The organism is bacterium SCSIO 12827 (assembly GCA_024397995.1).
Lineage (GTDB): Bacteria > Pseudomonadota > Alphaproteobacteria > Rhodospirillales > Casp-alpha2 > UBA1479.
The window spans coordinates 1,817,337-1,831,695 of record CP073746.1; the positions used below are offsets into that span (position 1 = coordinate 1,817,337).

Genomic DNA, 14,359 nt, shown 5'->3' on the forward strand with positions numbered 1-14,359 from the left:
GGTGTTCATATTTGCTCGCTCTTTCGTTACGGGCGCCGCGCTGATTGCGCTCGTCCCGGCCGCCGCACAGGCACAGCAGCTTCCCGAGGGGGCAGGAAAACAGACGGTTGAGGCCGTTTGCACCGCCTGTCACAACACGAGCCTGATCACCCGGTCATCGGGCTACAGCCTCGATCAATGGCGGGAACTGACCGCCACCATGGTCGACCTTTCCGGCGACCCCGCGTTACGGGATGAAATCACCGGTTATCTGGCGGCCAATTTCCCGCCTCATGACAAGTTGGCGCCGACACTGATCACGGGCCCGGAGAAGATCACGTTCAAGGAATGGGTTGTGCCGACCCTGGGGCAGCGGTCCCGCGATCCGATCCAGGCCGCCGACGGCACCATCTGGTGGGCGGGGCAGTTCGCCAATTTGATCGGGAAAATCGATCCGGTGAGCGGAAAAATGACCGAATACCCCCTTCCGGATGGGGCCTACCCGCACAGCGTGACCCTCGATGCCGCCGGGAACGTCTGGTACACGGGCAACAAGAACGGAACCGTTGGCATGTTTGATCCGAAGACGGAGAAGATCACCGTCTACAAAATGCCCGATCCGGCCGCCCGGGACCCCCACACGGCGATTTTCGACAACGCCGGGATCATGTGGTTCACGCTTCAGCACAGCAACATGATCGGGCGTCTCGATCCCCGGACGGGGGTCGTGAAATTGGTCAAAGTCGACACGCCGAAAGCCCGGCCTTATGGCATCAAGATCGACGCCACGGGCACGCCCTGGGCTTCGTGCAACGGCAGCAATTGCCTGATCAAGATCGACCCGGCGACCATGGCGCTGACCGAGATCAAGCTGCCGATCCCGGGAACCACGGTGCGCCGCCTGGACATCGCGCCCGACGGCATGATCTGGTACGTGAATTCGTCGCAGGGACGCCTCGGCAGATACAATCCCAATAGCGGTGAGATCAAGGAATGGCCGTCGCCGTCCGGCAAGGCGTCGCATCCCTATGCCATTGCCGTCGTCGACGGGATCGTCTGGTACAATGAATCCCGCCGCCGTCCGGACGCTCTGGTGCGCTTCGATCCGCGAACGGAAACCTTCCAAAGCTGGGCCATCCCTTCCGGCGGCGTCCATGCCGGGATCATCCGGCACATGCGGGCGACCCGCGAAGGCAATCTGCTGATCCACCAGAGCAGCACCAACCGGATCATCGAGGTCGGGCTCACCCGCCCGGCGACGGCAACGCAATAAGTTGCGGGATAAGGGGAGAACTGCACACAATGGCAGTCGAACGTCGGACGCAATTGTCACATGACGATTCACGCACACGGATAATTGCCGATGATCGTCGACCTGTCAGAAATCACCGACCCCGAAATCCATGAATTTGTTGCCTACTGGTCATCGGTGAAGGGAGAGGCCTTCGCACCGACCTGGAAGCAATTCAACCTCTCCAGGCTAAATCCGAAACTGGTGCCCTACGTCATTGTCGCCGATGCGGTATATTCCCCTTCCGGGGGCGAGGTGATTGATTTCATCATTCGGTTCTGGGGCACGGGCCAGACGGAATGGAAGGGTGCCGATAAGACCGGCAAACGAACCAGGGATTTCCCCCAATACCGAGGTCCCGAAGGCTGGGAAGAGTACCTGCGCGTCGTGCGGGAAAAGAAGCCCATTGCATCACGGGACACCGTCTACCGGGAGCAATACGGCAAACGTGTGAATATCGAGCAAATTCAGGTCCGGGTACCTTTGTCCGACGACGGTAATCTTGTGAGCAAGGTCGCCACGTTCGGCTGTTGGTTGAAAACCTGATCATGTCCGAGGAGGAGAACGCGCCATGCTGACGATTCATACCTTGAACGACCAAATCTGCGGCCATCGTGACAATGGCGGGCATGCGACAGAGGTGCCGCCGAACGCGCGGTTGCTGTTCTGCAATGGTCAGGTCGGGGCGCGGCAGGACGGGACGGTGCCCGAGGATACGGGCCAGCAGGTGGAAGTCATCTTCGAGCGGATCAAGGTCATCCTTGCGGCCGCCGACATGACCTTTCAGGACATCGCCAAGCTGACGGTCTATGTCACCGACCACGCGATCTTCGACGACTTCTACCGCCTGCGCGGCCGCTACCTGGGCGACCATAACCCGCCCGTTGTGCTGCTGACCGTCGGGCCGTTTCCGCGTCCGGGGGTCGAGGTCGAGATCGAGGCCGTTGCCGCCAAGGCGGCCTAGGATGCGGCCGCACCATCGAGCCGTCCGACGACATGGCCGAGCTTGTCCGGGTTGCGGGTGATGTAGATGGCAGTGATGCGGCCGTCCTCGATTTCCAACGCCGTGGTCTGCAGTACGTCGCCCCGTCCCTGGCTGATGTAGCCGGGCAGGCCGTCGATCCACACAGGACGGATATCGTTGGGCATTTTATCGGCGAACTTGCGGCTGAGACCGGCAAACAGGCGCAGCGCCCGGTCCAATCCGATGATGGGATTGCGGAAGGCCAGCACTTTGCCGCCGCCATCCGACAGGATCACCACGTTTTCGGCCAATAAGCCGCGCAGGGTGTCGATATCGCCCTTGGTCGAGGCGGCAAAGAAAGCTTGGGCGATGCGCTCGCCTTCCTCCCGGCTGACGTCGTAGCGCGGGCGGCCGTCGCGCACATGCTTGCGGGCGCGGGCGGCCAATTGACGCACGGCGGCGGGTTCCCGCTCCAGCGTCGCCGCGACCTCGCCCAACGGTACATCGAACACATCGTGCAACAGGAACGCCGCGCGTTCCAACGGCGACAGGCGTTCCAGAGCCAGCATCAAGGTCAGGGTCAGGTTATCCGCCCGCATGGCGTCGTCTTCCGGTTCGACGACAGGTTCGGGCAGCCAGGGGCCGATATAGGTTTCCCGCCGCACGCGGGCGGATTTCAAAACGTCGAGGCAAAGCCGCGTGACGATGCGGGTGAGGTACGCCCCCGGCGTGGCGACCGTGCCCCGGTCGGCCCGCCGCCAGTGGAGCCAAGCGTCCTGCACGATGTCCTCGGCCTCCAGCATGGAACCCAGCATGCGGTAGGCGAGGCGTACCAGCCGGGGGCGGTGCGCTTCGAATTCATCGGTTTGGCTGTCAGGCAGCGTCAACAATGTCCTCCTGCGGATGTGCCGCCCGGAAGCCGACCTGCAGGCGGTTCCACACGTTGATGGCGCCGATCGCCAGGGTCAGGTTGACCCGTTCGGCGTCCGTGAATTCGGCCTTCACCAGATCATAATCCGCATCCGGTGCACCGGTCTCCGCAAGGCGGGTCAGGGCCTCCGTCCAGGCCAGGGCTGCCCGCTCACGGGGGCTGTAGAGCGTTGATTCCCGCCAGGCGTTCAGCATGTACAGGCGCATTTCGCTTTCACCATGCTTGCGCAGGTCGGTCGTGTGCATGTGGATGCAGAAGGCGCAGCCGTTGATCTGCGACGCGCGCAATTTGACCAATTCCAGCAGGTTGTGGTCGAGCCCGCTGGCGGCCAGCGCCACCTCAAGTGCCTGCATGGCCTTGATGGGGGCTTGGGCCAGTTTGAAAGGCTCGTTCAGTCGCGGTGTCATGACGGTCTCCATCATCAAAAGGGGGGATATGCCCAGATGACGAGATGACGGACGCGATTGTGACATGCGGCGGAAAAAAGTTCCGCCGTGCGGCCCGCTAGGGTGCCCGTGACCGCAGGGCGTCGAGGCTCCACTTACCGCCGCCGGCCGCCGCAATGTACAGGAATACGAAACAGTACAGCGCCGCCAACTCGCCCCAGTTCAGGATGGGGAAAAAGCCCATCGGGAGGTGTTCCAGGAAATAGCCGACAGCCATGGTCCCGGAACAGATGAAGGCCGCCGGCCGGGTGAACAGGCCGATCGCGACCAGGGCGCCGCCGACCAGTTCGACCATCCCGGCCGCACCAATCAGAGAAAACGGATCGACGCCGCTGTATTTCGTGACCGGGAAGCTGAGAAACTTCGTCGTGCCGTGCTGCAGGAACAACAGGCCCGTCATAAGACGGAGAAGGCTATACAGATGGTCTTTAAAAGGATTCAGGAATTTCACGACGGCCTCCTAGGTTGAACGAGACATTGCGCAGAACTTCTGACGCGGCACCGCCGCTGGGCGCGTGATGACTACTTCAAGGCAACCGGCTGGCCGTGCGGTGTGGCCAGATAAGCATTGCGCCATTCCTCCGCGCGGTCGGCGACCTCGTCACCCAGGGCCAGTCCCTTGTCGGCGCAGAGGCGCTCCAACGTGGCTAGCCAGTGATTGTAATAGGTCTCGCCCGTGTCGGGATCACCCGCCGCCTGGGCGCGCTTGATCTCGGCGCCCAGGGCCTGGGCCCATTCCTCGGCGGTGAAAATGCCTTTGTCGATCAAGGCGTTGGCAAGGGCAAAGGCTTGGGCTTGCCAGGGCTCGCAGAACGCGGGGCCGTCTTCCTGCTTCAAGGCGGTCATGCCGGCTCCAGATAAGGTTCCCAAAGGTCGGCATAGACGGATGATTTGGCGTCACCGTCGGGGCCCCAAAGCTCGTCGCCCTCGAACCGCACGGAATAAAGCGGATAACCCTCCGTCACATCCGGCGTATGGGTATCTGGATAGACGTGGATGCCGTGCAGGCGCTGGATCACGCCGACCCGTCCCCGGGTGTAGCGGGGGGCCCGTGTATGGCCCTGGGGATGGAAGTTCTTAACGCGCACGGCATCGCCGACGGCATATTGGGCTTGAACCGGTGCGTCGATATCCGCCGGTCCACCGGCCTTGACCGCGTTCAGGGCTTCGTCCGGGCCGGGTACATGGATGGAATTCGGGGCCGGTCCCTGCGGCTTGCCCGTCGCCATTTCCTCGGCCGTGACCAGACCTGATTCCTTCAGCAGGACTTCCGTGCCGGTCAGCCAATTTTCATAGTAGGTGTTCATCAGATAGCGGGCCGGGTGCTGGCGTTCGCGCGAATGGCGGCCCATGTCGATGTTCCAGCGGCCGAGCAGGGCGGTCGCCAGAGTGAGGGAGAACGCCTTGCGCTCCCAATCGGCGTGGAACACGGGTTCCTCGTCCTGGGGCTCCGGGTTGATGGGGCCGAGGCCGTGCATCCCGCCGAGATCGTGGCCGCTGTTCATTCTGCCGCTCCCTTTAGTTCCTCGGGCGTCCTGGCTTTTTCGACGCCGATCATGGAATTGCGGGTAATCAACTGTTCCAGTTGTTCCGCGGTCCAGCCGTCGGTGCCGGCAGGGCGTTCTGGGATCACCAGATAGCGCATTTCGGAGGTTGAATCCCACACCCTGACATCGACGTCGGGGGCCAGCGTGGTGCCGAATTCGGCCAACACACCGCGTGGGTCCGCCACGGCGCGGGACCGATAGGGGGCGGATTTGTACCACACGGGCGGCAGGCCCAGGACGGTCCAGGGATAGCAGGAGCACAGTGTGCAGACGACCAGGTTGTGAACTTTGGGGCCGTTTTCCACGCAGACCATGTGTTCGCCCTGGCGGCCCTTGAAGCCGAAGTCGCCGATGGCGGCGCTGGCGTCGTCCTGTAGCCATTGGCGGTAGGCGGGATCGGTCCAGGCGCGGGCCACGACCCTCTTGCCGTTCTGCGGGCCGACGTGGTGTTCGTAGCGGTCGACCAGGGCGTCCAGGGTGGCGGGGTCGACCAGACCCTTTTCCACCAGAAGGCTTTCCAGGGACTTCACGCGGAGTTCGATGTCCGATGGCGGCTCCGTATGGTCGTGATCGTGGTCGTGTCCGTCATGCGGCATGCGATTCTCCCAATTTGTCTGCGCCCAAGGATGCGGGCGTGGGGATGATACAGCCTGAGGTGCGCGTTCAACAATGCCGGAGAACCTGCTTTGGCCCGGAATCCCCTGGGTTATCCACGGCAATTTTTCTGACGGTGGACAATTGTGTGCAAACGGTTTCCGCGCGCCCGCCGAAGTGTGGAATTATTGCCGCATGTCCCATGCTGATTTCGTCCACCTGCGGGTCCATTCCGCCTATTCCCTGTCCGAAGGCGCCATCCGCCTGAAGGACCTGGCCAAGATGTGCCGGTCCATGGACATGCCGGCGGTCGCCGTGACCGACACCAACAACCTGTTCGGGGCCCTGGAATTCTCGCTGGCCGCCACGGACAAGGGCATCCAGCCGATCATCGGCTGCCAGATTTCCGTTCAGATGGAGGCCGAGGAAGCCACCGGCCATGCCATGGCGCCATCGACCGGCGGCGGGCGGCGCGAGCGTGAGCCCTCGGTGGTATTGCTGGTCCAGAATCAGGAAGGCTATCGCAATCTGTTGCAGATGCTGAAGGTCGCCTATCTGGACGGCGACGACGGCGAGGAAACGGCGATCTCGCTGGACACCCTGCTGCAACACAACGGCGGCCTGATCCTGCTGACCGGCGGGCCGGGCGGGCCGGTCGGGCGATTACTGCAACAAGGCAAGGGCGACGCCGCGCGCGACCTGCTGACGCGTCTGGCCGCCGCTTACGGCGGGCGCACCTACGTGGAAATTTTGCGCCACGGCATGGCGGCGGAGGAACAGACCGAGGGCGCGTTCCTCGACCTGGCCTACAGCCTGGATTTGCCGCTGGTCGCGACCAACGAATGTTTTTACCCGACGCCCGACATGTTCGAGGCCCATGACGCCCTAATCTGCATCGCGGAAAGCGCCTATGTGTCGGAAACGGAGCGCCGCCGCCTGACCCCGGAACACTGGTTCAAGGGTGCTGCCGACATGCGCCGGGTGTTCGAGGATTTGCCGGAAGCGGTCGATAACACCCTGGTCATCGCCAAGCGCTGCGCTTTCATGGTCGAAAAGATCGCGCCGATCCTGCCGCCTTTCGATTGCGGCGAGGGGCGCACGGAAGAGGACGAATTGCGCGCCCAGGCCGTGGCCGGGCTGGAAAAGCGTCTCGACACCCATGTGTTCAGCGACGACATGGACGATGCGGCGCGGGACGCCGCGGCGGCGCCTTACCGTGAGCGCCTTGATTACGAGCTTGGCGTCATTAACGAGATGGGCTTTCCGGGATACTTTCTGATCGTTGCCGACTTCATCGGCTGGGCCAAGGAAAAGGGTATTCCCGTGGGGCCGGGCCGTGGGTCCGGCGCCGGGTCCGTTGTCGCCTGGTCGCTGCTGATCACCGATCTGGACCCGCTGCGCTTCGGGCTGCTGTTCGAACGCTTCCTCAACCCGGAACGCGTGTCCATGCCCGACTTCGACATCGACTTCTGCCAGGATCGGCGGGACGAGGTTATCCGCTACGTTCAGAAGAAATACGGCGACGACCACGTTGCGCAGATCATCACCTTCGGAAAGCTGCAGGCCCGCGCCGTGCTGCGCGATGTCGGTCGTGTGTTGCAGATGCCCTACGGCTATATCGATAAGATCTGCAAGCTGGTGCCCAACAATCCGGCCAATCCGGTGACCCTGGGCGAAGCCGTCGAGGGCGAACCGCAGATCCGCCAGATGATGAAGGAAGACCCCCAGGTTCAGCATCTGGTCGACTTGGCCATGAAGTTGGAGGGGTTGTTCCGCCATGCCTCGACCCACGCCGCCGGCGTGGTCATCGGCGACCGGCCGTTGCAGGAACTGATCCCGCTGTACCGCGATCCGCGTTCCGACCTGTCGGTGACGGGCTTCAACATGAAGTTCGTGGAAAGCGCCGGGCTGGTGAAGTTCGACTTTTTGGGCCTCAAGACCCTGACGGTGCTGGCGACGGCCGTTGACCTGTGCCGCGAGAAAGGGGTCGAAATCGACCTGTCGACCATCCCGCTGGACGACACCGCAACCTTCGAGATGATCGGGCGTGGTGAGACGACCGGGGTGTTTCAGCTGGAAAGTCAGGGCATGCGCGACGTGCTACGCCAGATGAAGGCCGACACCTTCGAGGACATCATCGCCGTCGTGGCGCTGTACCGCCCGGGGCCCATGGACAACATCCCGAGTTATATCGCCCGCAAGAAGGGTGAGGAGACGCCGGATTACCTGCATCCGATCCTGGAGCCGATCCTGACGGAAACCTTCGGCATCATGATCTATCAGGAACAGGTCATGCAGGCGGCCCAGCTGTTGTCCGGTTATACGCTGGGCGGCGCCGATCTTCTGCGCCGTGCCATGGGCAAGAAGATCAAGGAGGAGATGGATCAGCAGCGCCAGTTGTTCGTCGACGGCGCCGTGCAACGCGAGGTCGACGGCCGCAAGGCGTCGGACATCTTTGATCAGGTCGCCAAGTTCGCCGGCTACGGCTTCAACAAGTCGCACGCCGCCGCCTATGCCCTGGTCGCCTATCAGACGGCATACCTGAAGGCAAACCACCCGGTGGAATTCCTCGCCGCCTCCATGACGCTCGACCAGCACAACACGGACAAGCTCAACGTGTTCAAGCAGGAATTGGACCGCATGGGTGTGGATCTGCTGTCGCCGGACGTCAACAAATCGCAGGTCAAGTTCTCGGTCGAGCGGGACAACGGCGGCAGCGCCATTCGCTATGCGCTTGCCGCCATCAAGAACGTGGGCGAGGGCGCCATGGCATCCCTGGTCGAGGCGCGCAAGGAAGGTGGGCCGTTCAAGGACGTCGCCGATTTCGCCCATCGGCTGGACCCCAAGGTCATCAACAAGCGGCAGATGGAAAACCTGATCCGCGCCGGCGCGCTCGACAGCCTCAACCCCAACCGCCGCCAGTTGTTCACGGGGCTGGAACGCATCCTGAAGGAAGCGGTCAGCGCCCATCAGGACCGCACCTCCGACCAGATGGGCCTGTTCGGCGGGGCCGGGGGCAGCGACGCCCCCGAGGTGCCGGAAATCCGGCTCGACAACATTGCCGACTGGACGCCCATGGATCGGCTCAAGGAAGAATTCGACGCCGTCGGTTTCTACCTGTCGTCACATCCGCTCGCGACCTACGAAAGCATGCTGGAAAAGCACAAGGTCATGAGCTACGTCGAAATCCTGACCGCCGGCCGGCCCGGCCACCGGCGCATGGCGGGTACGCTGGTCGCCATGAAGGAACGCACCTCGGCCAAGGGTTCGCGCTATGCCTTTGTCAGCTTCTCCGACACCACGGGCACGTTCGAGGCGATCATGTTCTCCGAGGTCCTGTCCGCCGCCCGCGAACATCTGACCGAAGGCAATTCCTTCCTGATCGAGATGGAAGTGCAGATCGAGGCCGAAGCTCCCCGGTTCATGGTCCAGGGCCTGCGCCCGCTGGAAAGTGCCGCCTTGAATGCCGTCGGCTCCGTCACCGTGGTGATCGGCGGGGAAAGCCCGCTCGCCCCGCTGCGTGAGGTGCTGGAAAGCCAGGGCAGGGGACAGGTGCCGGTCTATGTCGTGCCCCGGCTTGAGGACAACCGCGAGGTCGTGCTGTCCCTGAATGGCCGTTACGCCGTGTCGCCGGCCGTGATCCAGGCCATCAAGTCGGTCCAGGGCGTGCTTGAGGTCGTCGAGGGCTGATCGTCTTTCGCCGGATCGTCACGCTTTTTTCCCTTGATTGGGCCGTTCTGCCCCTGTAAACCCACGCCCATATCGCACGGGGGGACGCGGCGCCTGTGCAAATTCACAGGTTTTGCCGCTCCGGTGTTCGGCCATGGGGCCGAATGACACCCTGCGGAGGCATAACCGGAGAAGAGATTATCATGGCGATTCCGTCGTTCACCATGCGTCAGCTGTTGGAAGCCGGCGTTCACTTTGGTCACAGCACCCGTCGTTGGAACCCGAAAATGGCGTCGTACCTGTACGGCGACCGTAACGGCATCCACATCATCGACCTGCAGCAGACCGTTCCCTTGCTTCACCAGGCGCTTGCCGCCGTGCGCGACGTCGTTGCGTCCAACGGCCGTATCCTGTTCGTCGGCACCAAGCGCGCGGCCTCGCCGCGGGTTGCCGAAGCCGCCAAGAAGTGCGGGCAGTATTACGTCAATCACCGCTGGCTCGGCGGCATGCTGACCAACTGGCAGACCATTTCCAAGTCCATCGCGCGCCTGCGCGAGCTGGACAGCAAGCTGGGCGGCCAGGAAGTCCAGGGCCTGACCAAGCGCGAGCAGCTCGGCCTGACCCGCGAGCAGGAAAAGCTTGAGCGCGCCTTGGGCGGCATCAAGGAAATGGGCGGCCTGCCGGACATCATTTTCGTGATCGACACCAACAAGGAAGACATCGCCGTCGCCGAAGCCAACAAGCTGGGCATTCCGGTCGTCGGCGTCATCGATTCCAACAGCAACCCGGCCGGCATCACCTATCCGATCCCGGGCAACGACGATGCGATCCGCGCGATCTCCATGTATTGCAACCTGGTCGCCGATTCCGTGTTGGACGGCCTGTCCGCGTCGCTGACCGCCAAGGGTGTTGATCTGGGTGCCGACGAGAACGCCGGTGGCGCCATCGAAGCGGCCCCGGAAGCCGAAGCCGCCCCCGAGGCGCCTGCTGAAGCTGCTTCCGAAGCGGCCGCAACGCCCGCCGAAGGTGGGGAAGCCCAGCCGGCTTCCTAACCGCGTCCGCGCGTACGGGCTGACGATACGATCTGAAGAGAAGGTAGAACTATGGCTGAAATCACTGCGGCTCTCGTCAAAGAGCTTCGCGAACAAACCGGCGCAGGCATGATGGACTGCAAGAAGGCCCTGGCCGAAAACGACGGCGACCTGGACCAGGCCATCGATTGGCTGCGCACCAAGGGGCTGTCCGCCGCTGCCAAGAAATCCGGCCGTGTCGCCGCTGAAGGCCTGGTGGCCGTTGCCGTTGACGGCAACAAGGGTGCGGTCGTCGAGGTCAATTCGGAAACCGACTTTGTGTCCCGCAACGAGCAGTTCCAGGACTTCGTCCGCGGCGTCGCGTCCCTGGCGCTGGCCGCCGACGGCGACATGGACAAGATGCTGGCCGCTGATTATCCGGGCGCAGGCCGCACGGTCGCCGATCAGCTGACCCATATGATCGCCACCATCGGTGAAAACATGACCATCCGCCGCTGTGACGTCATGTCCGTCGGCAACGGCGTGTTGTCGACCTATGTCCATAACGCGATGGCCGACGGCATCGGCAAGATCGCCGTCATCGTCGGTCTGGAATCGACCGGCGACAAGGGCAAGCTGGAAGCCTTCGGCAAGCAGCTTGCCATGCACGTCGCGGCGGCCAAACCGCAGTCCGTGTCGCGTGACGAACTGGACCCGGAGATCCTCGAGCGCGAACGCGTCGTGCTGTCAGAACAGGCACGCGAATCGGGTAAGCCGGAAGAGATCATCGGCAAGATGGTCGAAGGCCGTCTGCGCAAGTTCTACGAAGAGGTCTGCCTGCTGGATCAGACATTCGTGATCGATGGCGAAACCCAGGTTTCGAAGGCCGTCGAGGCTGCCGGTAAGGACGCTGGTGGCGCCATTTCCATCAATGGTTTCAAGATGTTCGTTCTTGGCGAAGGCATCGAGAAAGAAGTCGGCGATTTCGCCGCCGAGGTCGCGGCCGCGGCCGGATCCTGATCCTTCGACGCGGCGTCCCGGCGGCTTTTCCGGGCGCCGGGCAAGACGCCGTCCGACGGGTGATGTAGACTGTCACCCGGAACTCATTCCCGCCGCCGGTTTCCCATCTAATGGGCCGGCGGCGGATTTTGATGGAAGAGCGCGAGTGTCCCCAGTGTCCGAGGAACCCAAATACCAACGTGTCCTGTTGAAACTGTCGGGCGAAGCCCTGATGGGCAAGCGTGACTACGGCCTGGATCCGGACATGGTCGGGCGCATCTGCGACGAGGTCGCCGCCGTCCATGACATGGGCGTTCAGGTCTGTCTCGTCATCGGTGCCGGCAATATCTTCCGCGGCATGTCGTCATCGGCCGAAGGGATCGAACGCACCAGCGCTGACTACATGGGCATGCTGGCGACGGTCATGAACGCGCTGGCGGTGCAGAGCGTCCTGGAATCGAAGAGCGTGGACACGCGGGTGCTGTCGGCAATCCCCATGCAGACCGTGTGCGAACCCTATATCCGGCGGCGCGCCGTGCGCCATATGGAAAAGGGGCGGGTGGTGATTTTCGCTGCCGGCACGGGCAACCCGTTCTTCACCACCGATACGGCAGCGGCGCTGCGCGCGGTGGAAATGGGCTGCGACGCGCTTTTGAAAGGCACGCAGGTTGATGGTGTCTATGATTCCGATCCCAAAACCAACCCGGATGCCATGCGCTATGACAATCTGAAGTATCAGGATGTCTTGGCCCGCGACCTCAAGGTTATGGACACTTCGGCGATTGCATTGGCACGTGACAACCGGGTTCCAATCCTCGTGTTTTCAATTCACAATCCCGGAGAATTCTCCAAGGTTATCAACGGGGAGGGGCGGTTCACTCTGGTCGATTGACCGGGCGCTGGCCGGCCCCCTGGGACCGCGCGCAAGCGGCCGCAATGGGAGGAAATTATGGCGGAATTCAGTTTTTCAGATTTGAAGGGTGACATCACGCGGCGCATGGAGGGGGCGATCGATGTCCTTCACCGTGAGCTTGGCGGCCTGCGTACCGGGCGGGCGTCGACCAGCCTGCTGGAGCCGGTGACCGTGCAGGCCTATGGCTCTGACATGCCCATGAACCAAGTCGGCACCATCGGTGTGCCGGAACCGCGCATGCTGACCGTGCAGGTTTGGGACCGGGGCCTTGTCGGTGCCGTCGAAAAGGCGATCCGTGATTCCGGGCTGGGCCTCAACCCGGCGGCGGACGGCCAGCTTGTCCGCGTGCCGATCCCGGCCCTGACCGAGGAACGCCGCACCGAACTTGGTAAGGTCGCGCATAAATACGCGGAAGACGCGCGCATTTCCGTGCGCAATGTTCGCCGTCATGCCATGGATGAACTGAAGAACGCGGAAAAGGCGGGCGACATTTCCGAAGATGCCTATCACGGTTATACGGAAGACGTGCAGAAGGTGACCGACGAGCACGTCGCCAAGATCGACGAAATCGTCGCCAATAAAGAAATCGAAATCATGCAGGTTTGACGCAGATGCCCACGGTTCCCCTTCAACTTTCCGACGCGCCGGCAAATCCGGTCCACGTCGCCGTCATCATGGACGGCAATGGGCGTTGGGCGAAGGGTAGGGGATTGCCGCGCACAGCCGGTCATAAGGCCGGTGCCGAGGCCGTGCGCCGGACGGTGAGGGCGGCGGTCAGCCTGGGTGTGCCTTATTTGACCCTGTTCGGGTTTTCGTCGGAGAACTGGAATCGTCCGATCGGTGAAATCGGCGACCTGATGGGCTTGTTGCGGCTTTATCTGCGCAAGGAGATCGGCGAGCTTGACCGCGAAGGTGTGCGTCTTCGCATCATCGGTGAGCGCGCGCGGTTCGATGAGGACATTCAGCGTCTGATTTCCGATGCAGAGGAACGCACCAGGGCCAATACCCGGCTCAACCTGACGATTGCGCTCAGCTATGGCGGACGGCAGGAAATCCTGGGCGCGGCCCGGGCCTTGGCGGAACAGGTACAGCGCGGCGAAATCTCCCCGGAAGACATTGATGAAACCCGGTTTGAGAGCGCGCTATTCACCGCCGGCCTGCCGGAACCGGATCTGCTGATCCGGACCAGTGGTGAGCAGCGCGTCAGCAACTTTTTGCTGTGGCAGGTCGCCTATGCGGAATTCGTGTTCACCGACGTCCTGTGGCCTGACTTCGGTCACGAACACCTTGCCGAAGCGCTGGGCGATTTCCGTGGCAGGGAACGCCGGTTCGGCGGCGTCACGAGCCCCTAAGTCCCTTGGCGGATTGAATTTTGGCCCTTTCGGAATTTCATAAGCGGGTGCTGTCTGCCGCGGTCTTGCTGCCACCCGTGGTCGCTGCCGTCTATGCCGGACCGCCTTGGTACACGATCCTGATCGTCCTGTTTACCGCCGCCATGATGTGGGAATGGCTGGTCATGGCGCGATCACAGGTGCTGTGGCTGGTCGCAGGCTCTGCGTACATCCTGGCTGCTGCTTATGTCTTGTTTCTGATGCGGGGCGACGGCGCTGCGGGGCGCAGCCTGATCCTGTTCCTGTTCGTCGTCACCTGGATGACGGATACCGGTGCCTATCTGACCGGGCGGACTTTCGGCGGCCCGAAACTGGCGCCCCGGATCAGCCCGTCAAAGACGATTTCCGGGGCCATCGGCGGTTTGCTGGCTGGGGTCGGGGCGGGTATCCTGGTATGGTATTTGACCGGCGGGGCAATCGACGGTCAGGTCGCCGCCGCCGCCGTGGTCGGCAGCATTGCCTGCCAGGTTGGTGACCTTTTGGAATCGGGGGCAAAGCGCCATTTCGGGGTCAAGGATTCGGGGCGGCTGATCCCCGGTCACGGTGGCGTGCTTGACCGGGTCGACGGCCTTCTGGCCGCGGCGCTGGCGGTTGCGGGCACAGGAATTTGGCAGGGACTTTAGGA

At 62.8% G+C, this 14,359-nt stretch carries 16 protein-coding genes; 10 read left to right on the forward strand and 6 right to left on the reverse strand.

The annotated features are described in order from the left end of the window. Nucleotides 1-40 precede the first annotated feature (40 nt). From KFF05_08570 to KFF05_08580, 3 genes are all read left to right on the forward strand, one after another. On the forward strand, nucleotides 41-1,252 hold the full coding sequence (locus KFF05_08570) for a cytochrome C (GenBank protein UTW53639.1): 1,212 nt from the start codon (nucleotides 41-43) through the stop codon (nucleotides 1,250-1,252). Between the two features lie 90 nt (nucleotides 1,253-1,342). After that, entirely contained in the window at nucleotides 1,343-1,816 is a 474-nt protein-coding gene (locus tag KFF05_08575) for a hypothetical protein (protein UTW53374.1), read from the forward strand. A 25-nt stretch (nucleotides 1,817-1,841) separates the two neighbouring features. Then, the gene (locus tag KFF05_08580) at nucleotides 1,842-2,234 is read left to right on the forward strand and encodes a RidA family protein (GenBank protein ID UTW53375.1); all 393 of its coding nucleotides are present in this window, start codon (nucleotides 1,842-1,844) and stop codon (nucleotides 2,232-2,234) included. Here KFF05_08580 and KFF05_08585 read toward each other — a convergent pair. From KFF05_08585 to nthA, 6 genes are all read right to left on the reverse strand, one after another. Beyond that, nucleotides 2,231-3,121 (reverse strand): sigma-70 family RNA polymerase sigma factor, encoded by an 891-nt coding sequence (locus KFF05_08585; protein ID UTW53376.1) that lies wholly within the window; start codon nucleotides 3,119-3,121, stop codon nucleotides 2,231-2,233. The genes KFF05_08580 and KFF05_08585 overlap by 4 nt on opposite strands. Further along, the gene (locus KFF05_08590; GenBank protein UTW53377.1) at nucleotides 3,108-3,572 is read right to left on the reverse strand and encodes a carboxymuconolactone decarboxylase family protein; all 465 of its coding nucleotides are present in this window, start codon (nucleotides 3,570-3,572) and stop codon (nucleotides 3,108-3,110) included. The genes KFF05_08585 and KFF05_08590 overlap by 14 nt, the downstream gene beginning before the upstream one ends. Before the next feature lie 97 nt (nucleotides 3,573-3,669). Continuing rightward, nucleotides 3,670-4,011: a DoxX family protein gene (locus KFF05_08595; protein ID UTW53640.1), complete on the reverse strand. Its 342-nt coding sequence runs from the start codon at nucleotides 4,009-4,011 to the stop codon at nucleotides 3,670-3,672. Nucleotides 4,012-4,133: 122 nt separating this feature from the next. Further along, nucleotides 4,134-4,457 (reverse strand): nitrile hydratase accessory protein, encoded by a 324-nt coding sequence (locus KFF05_08600; GenBank protein UTW53378.1) that lies wholly within the window; start codon nucleotides 4,455-4,457, stop codon nucleotides 4,134-4,136. Continuing rightward, nucleotides 4,454-5,116: a nitrile hydratase subunit beta gene (nthB, locus tag KFF05_08605; protein UTW53379.1), complete on the reverse strand. Its 663-nt coding sequence runs from the start codon at nucleotides 5,114-5,116 to the stop codon at nucleotides 4,454-4,456. The genes KFF05_08600 and nthB overlap by 4 nt, the downstream gene beginning before the upstream one ends. Further along, nucleotides 5,113-5,754 (reverse strand): nitrile hydratase subunit alpha, encoded by a 642-nt coding sequence (gene nthA, locus KFF05_08610; GenBank protein UTW53380.1) that lies wholly within the window; start codon nucleotides 5,752-5,754, stop codon nucleotides 5,113-5,115. The genes nthB and nthA overlap by 4 nt, the downstream gene beginning before the upstream one ends. Before the next feature lie 193 nt (nucleotides 5,755-5,947). Between nthA and dnaE the strand changes: the two genes are divergently transcribed. From dnaE to KFF05_08645, 7 genes are all read left to right on the forward strand, one after another. Continuing rightward, nucleotides 5,948-9,442 carry a DNA polymerase III subunit alpha gene (dnaE, locus tag KFF05_08615; protein UTW53381.1) on the forward strand — a complete coding sequence of 1,165 codons (3,495 nt, stop codon included), beginning with the start codon at nucleotides 5,948-5,950 and terminating at the stop codon, nucleotides 9,440-9,442. Nucleotides 9,443-9,624: 182 nt separating this feature from the next. Next, entirely contained in the window at nucleotides 9,625-10,473 is an 849-nt protein-coding gene (gene rpsB, locus KFF05_08620) for a 30S ribosomal protein S2 (protein ID UTW53382.1), read from the forward strand. A 51-nt stretch (nucleotides 10,474-10,524) separates the two neighbouring features. Continuing rightward, nucleotides 10,525-11,451, forward strand: coding sequence for an elongation factor Ts (locus KFF05_08625; protein ID UTW53383.1), 927 nt, complete (start codon nucleotides 10,525-10,527; stop codon nucleotides 11,449-11,451). Continuing rightward, nucleotides 11,363-12,322, forward strand: coding sequence for a UMP kinase (locus KFF05_08630; protein UTW53384.1), 960 nt, complete (start codon nucleotides 11,363-11,365; stop codon nucleotides 12,320-12,322). Before KFF05_08625 ends, KFF05_08630 begins: the two co-directional genes overlap by 89 nt. Before the next feature lie 57 nt (nucleotides 12,323-12,379). Continuing rightward, nucleotides 12,380-12,949, forward strand: coding sequence for a ribosome recycling factor (frr, locus tag KFF05_08635; protein UTW53385.1), 570 nt, complete (start codon nucleotides 12,380-12,382; stop codon nucleotides 12,947-12,949). Between the two features lie 5 nt (nucleotides 12,950-12,954). Then, entirely contained in the window at nucleotides 12,955-13,695 is a 741-nt protein-coding gene (locus KFF05_08640) for an isoprenyl transferase (GenBank protein ID UTW53386.1), read from the forward strand. 143 nt (nucleotides 13,696-13,838) lie between these two features. Continuing rightward, nucleotides 13,839-14,357 carry a phosphatidate cytidylyltransferase gene (locus KFF05_08645; protein UTW53641.1) on the forward strand — a complete coding sequence of 173 codons (519 nt, stop codon included), beginning with the start codon at nucleotides 13,839-13,841 and terminating at the stop codon, nucleotides 14,355-14,357. Nucleotides 14,358-14,359 lie beyond the last annotated feature (2 nt).

Coding starts and splice junctions, on each gene's coding strand:
- KFF05_08590 (UTW53377.1), bottom strand. CDS start 3,572: ATGACACCGCGACTGAACGAGCCTTTCAAACTGGCCCAAGCCCCCATC.
- dnaE (UTW53381.1), top strand. CDS start 5,948: ATGTCCCATGCTGATTTCGTCCACCTGCGGGTCCATTCCGCCTATTCC.
- KFF05_08645 (UTW53641.1), top strand. CDS start 13,839: ATGATGTGGGAATGGCTGGTCATGGCGCGATCACAGGTGCTGTGGCTG.
- KFF05_08630 (UTW53384.1), top strand. CDS start 11,363: ATGGTTTCAAGATGTTCGTTCTTGGCGAAGGCATCGAGAAAGAAGTCG.
- KFF05_08600 (UTW53378.1), bottom strand. CDS start 4,457: ATGACCGCCTTGAAGCAGGAAGACGGCCCCGCGTTCTGCGAGCCCTGG.
- nthA (UTW53380.1), bottom strand. CDS start 5,754: ATGCCGCATGACGGACACGACCACGATCACGACCATACGGAGCCGCCA.
- frr (UTW53385.1), top strand. CDS start 12,380: ATGGCGGAATTCAGTTTTTCAGATTTGAAGGGTGACATCACGCGGCGC.
- KFF05_08595 (UTW53640.1), bottom strand. CDS start 4,011: ATGACGGGCCTGTTGTTCCTGCAGCACGGCACGACGAAGTTTCTCAGC.
- KFF05_08640 (UTW53386.1), top strand. CDS start 12,955: ATGCCCACGGTTCCCCTTCAACTTTCCGACGCGCCGGCAAATCCGGTC.
- KFF05_08580 (UTW53375.1), top strand. CDS start 1,842: ATGCTGACGATTCATACCTTGAACGACCAAATCTGCGGCCATCGTGAC.
- rpsB (UTW53382.1), top strand. CDS start 9,625: ATGGCGATTCCGTCGTTCACCATGCGTCAGCTGTTGGAAGCCGGCGTT.
- KFF05_08575 (UTW53374.1), top strand. CDS start 1,343: ATGATCGTCGACCTGTCAGAAATCACCGACCCCGAAATCCATGAATTT.
- KFF05_08625 (UTW53383.1), top strand. CDS start 10,525: ATGGCTGAAATCACTGCGGCTCTCGTCAAAGAGCTTCGCGAACAAACC.
- nthB (UTW53379.1), bottom strand. CDS start 5,116: ATGAACAGCGGCCACGATCTCGGCGGGATGCACGGCCTCGGCCCCATC.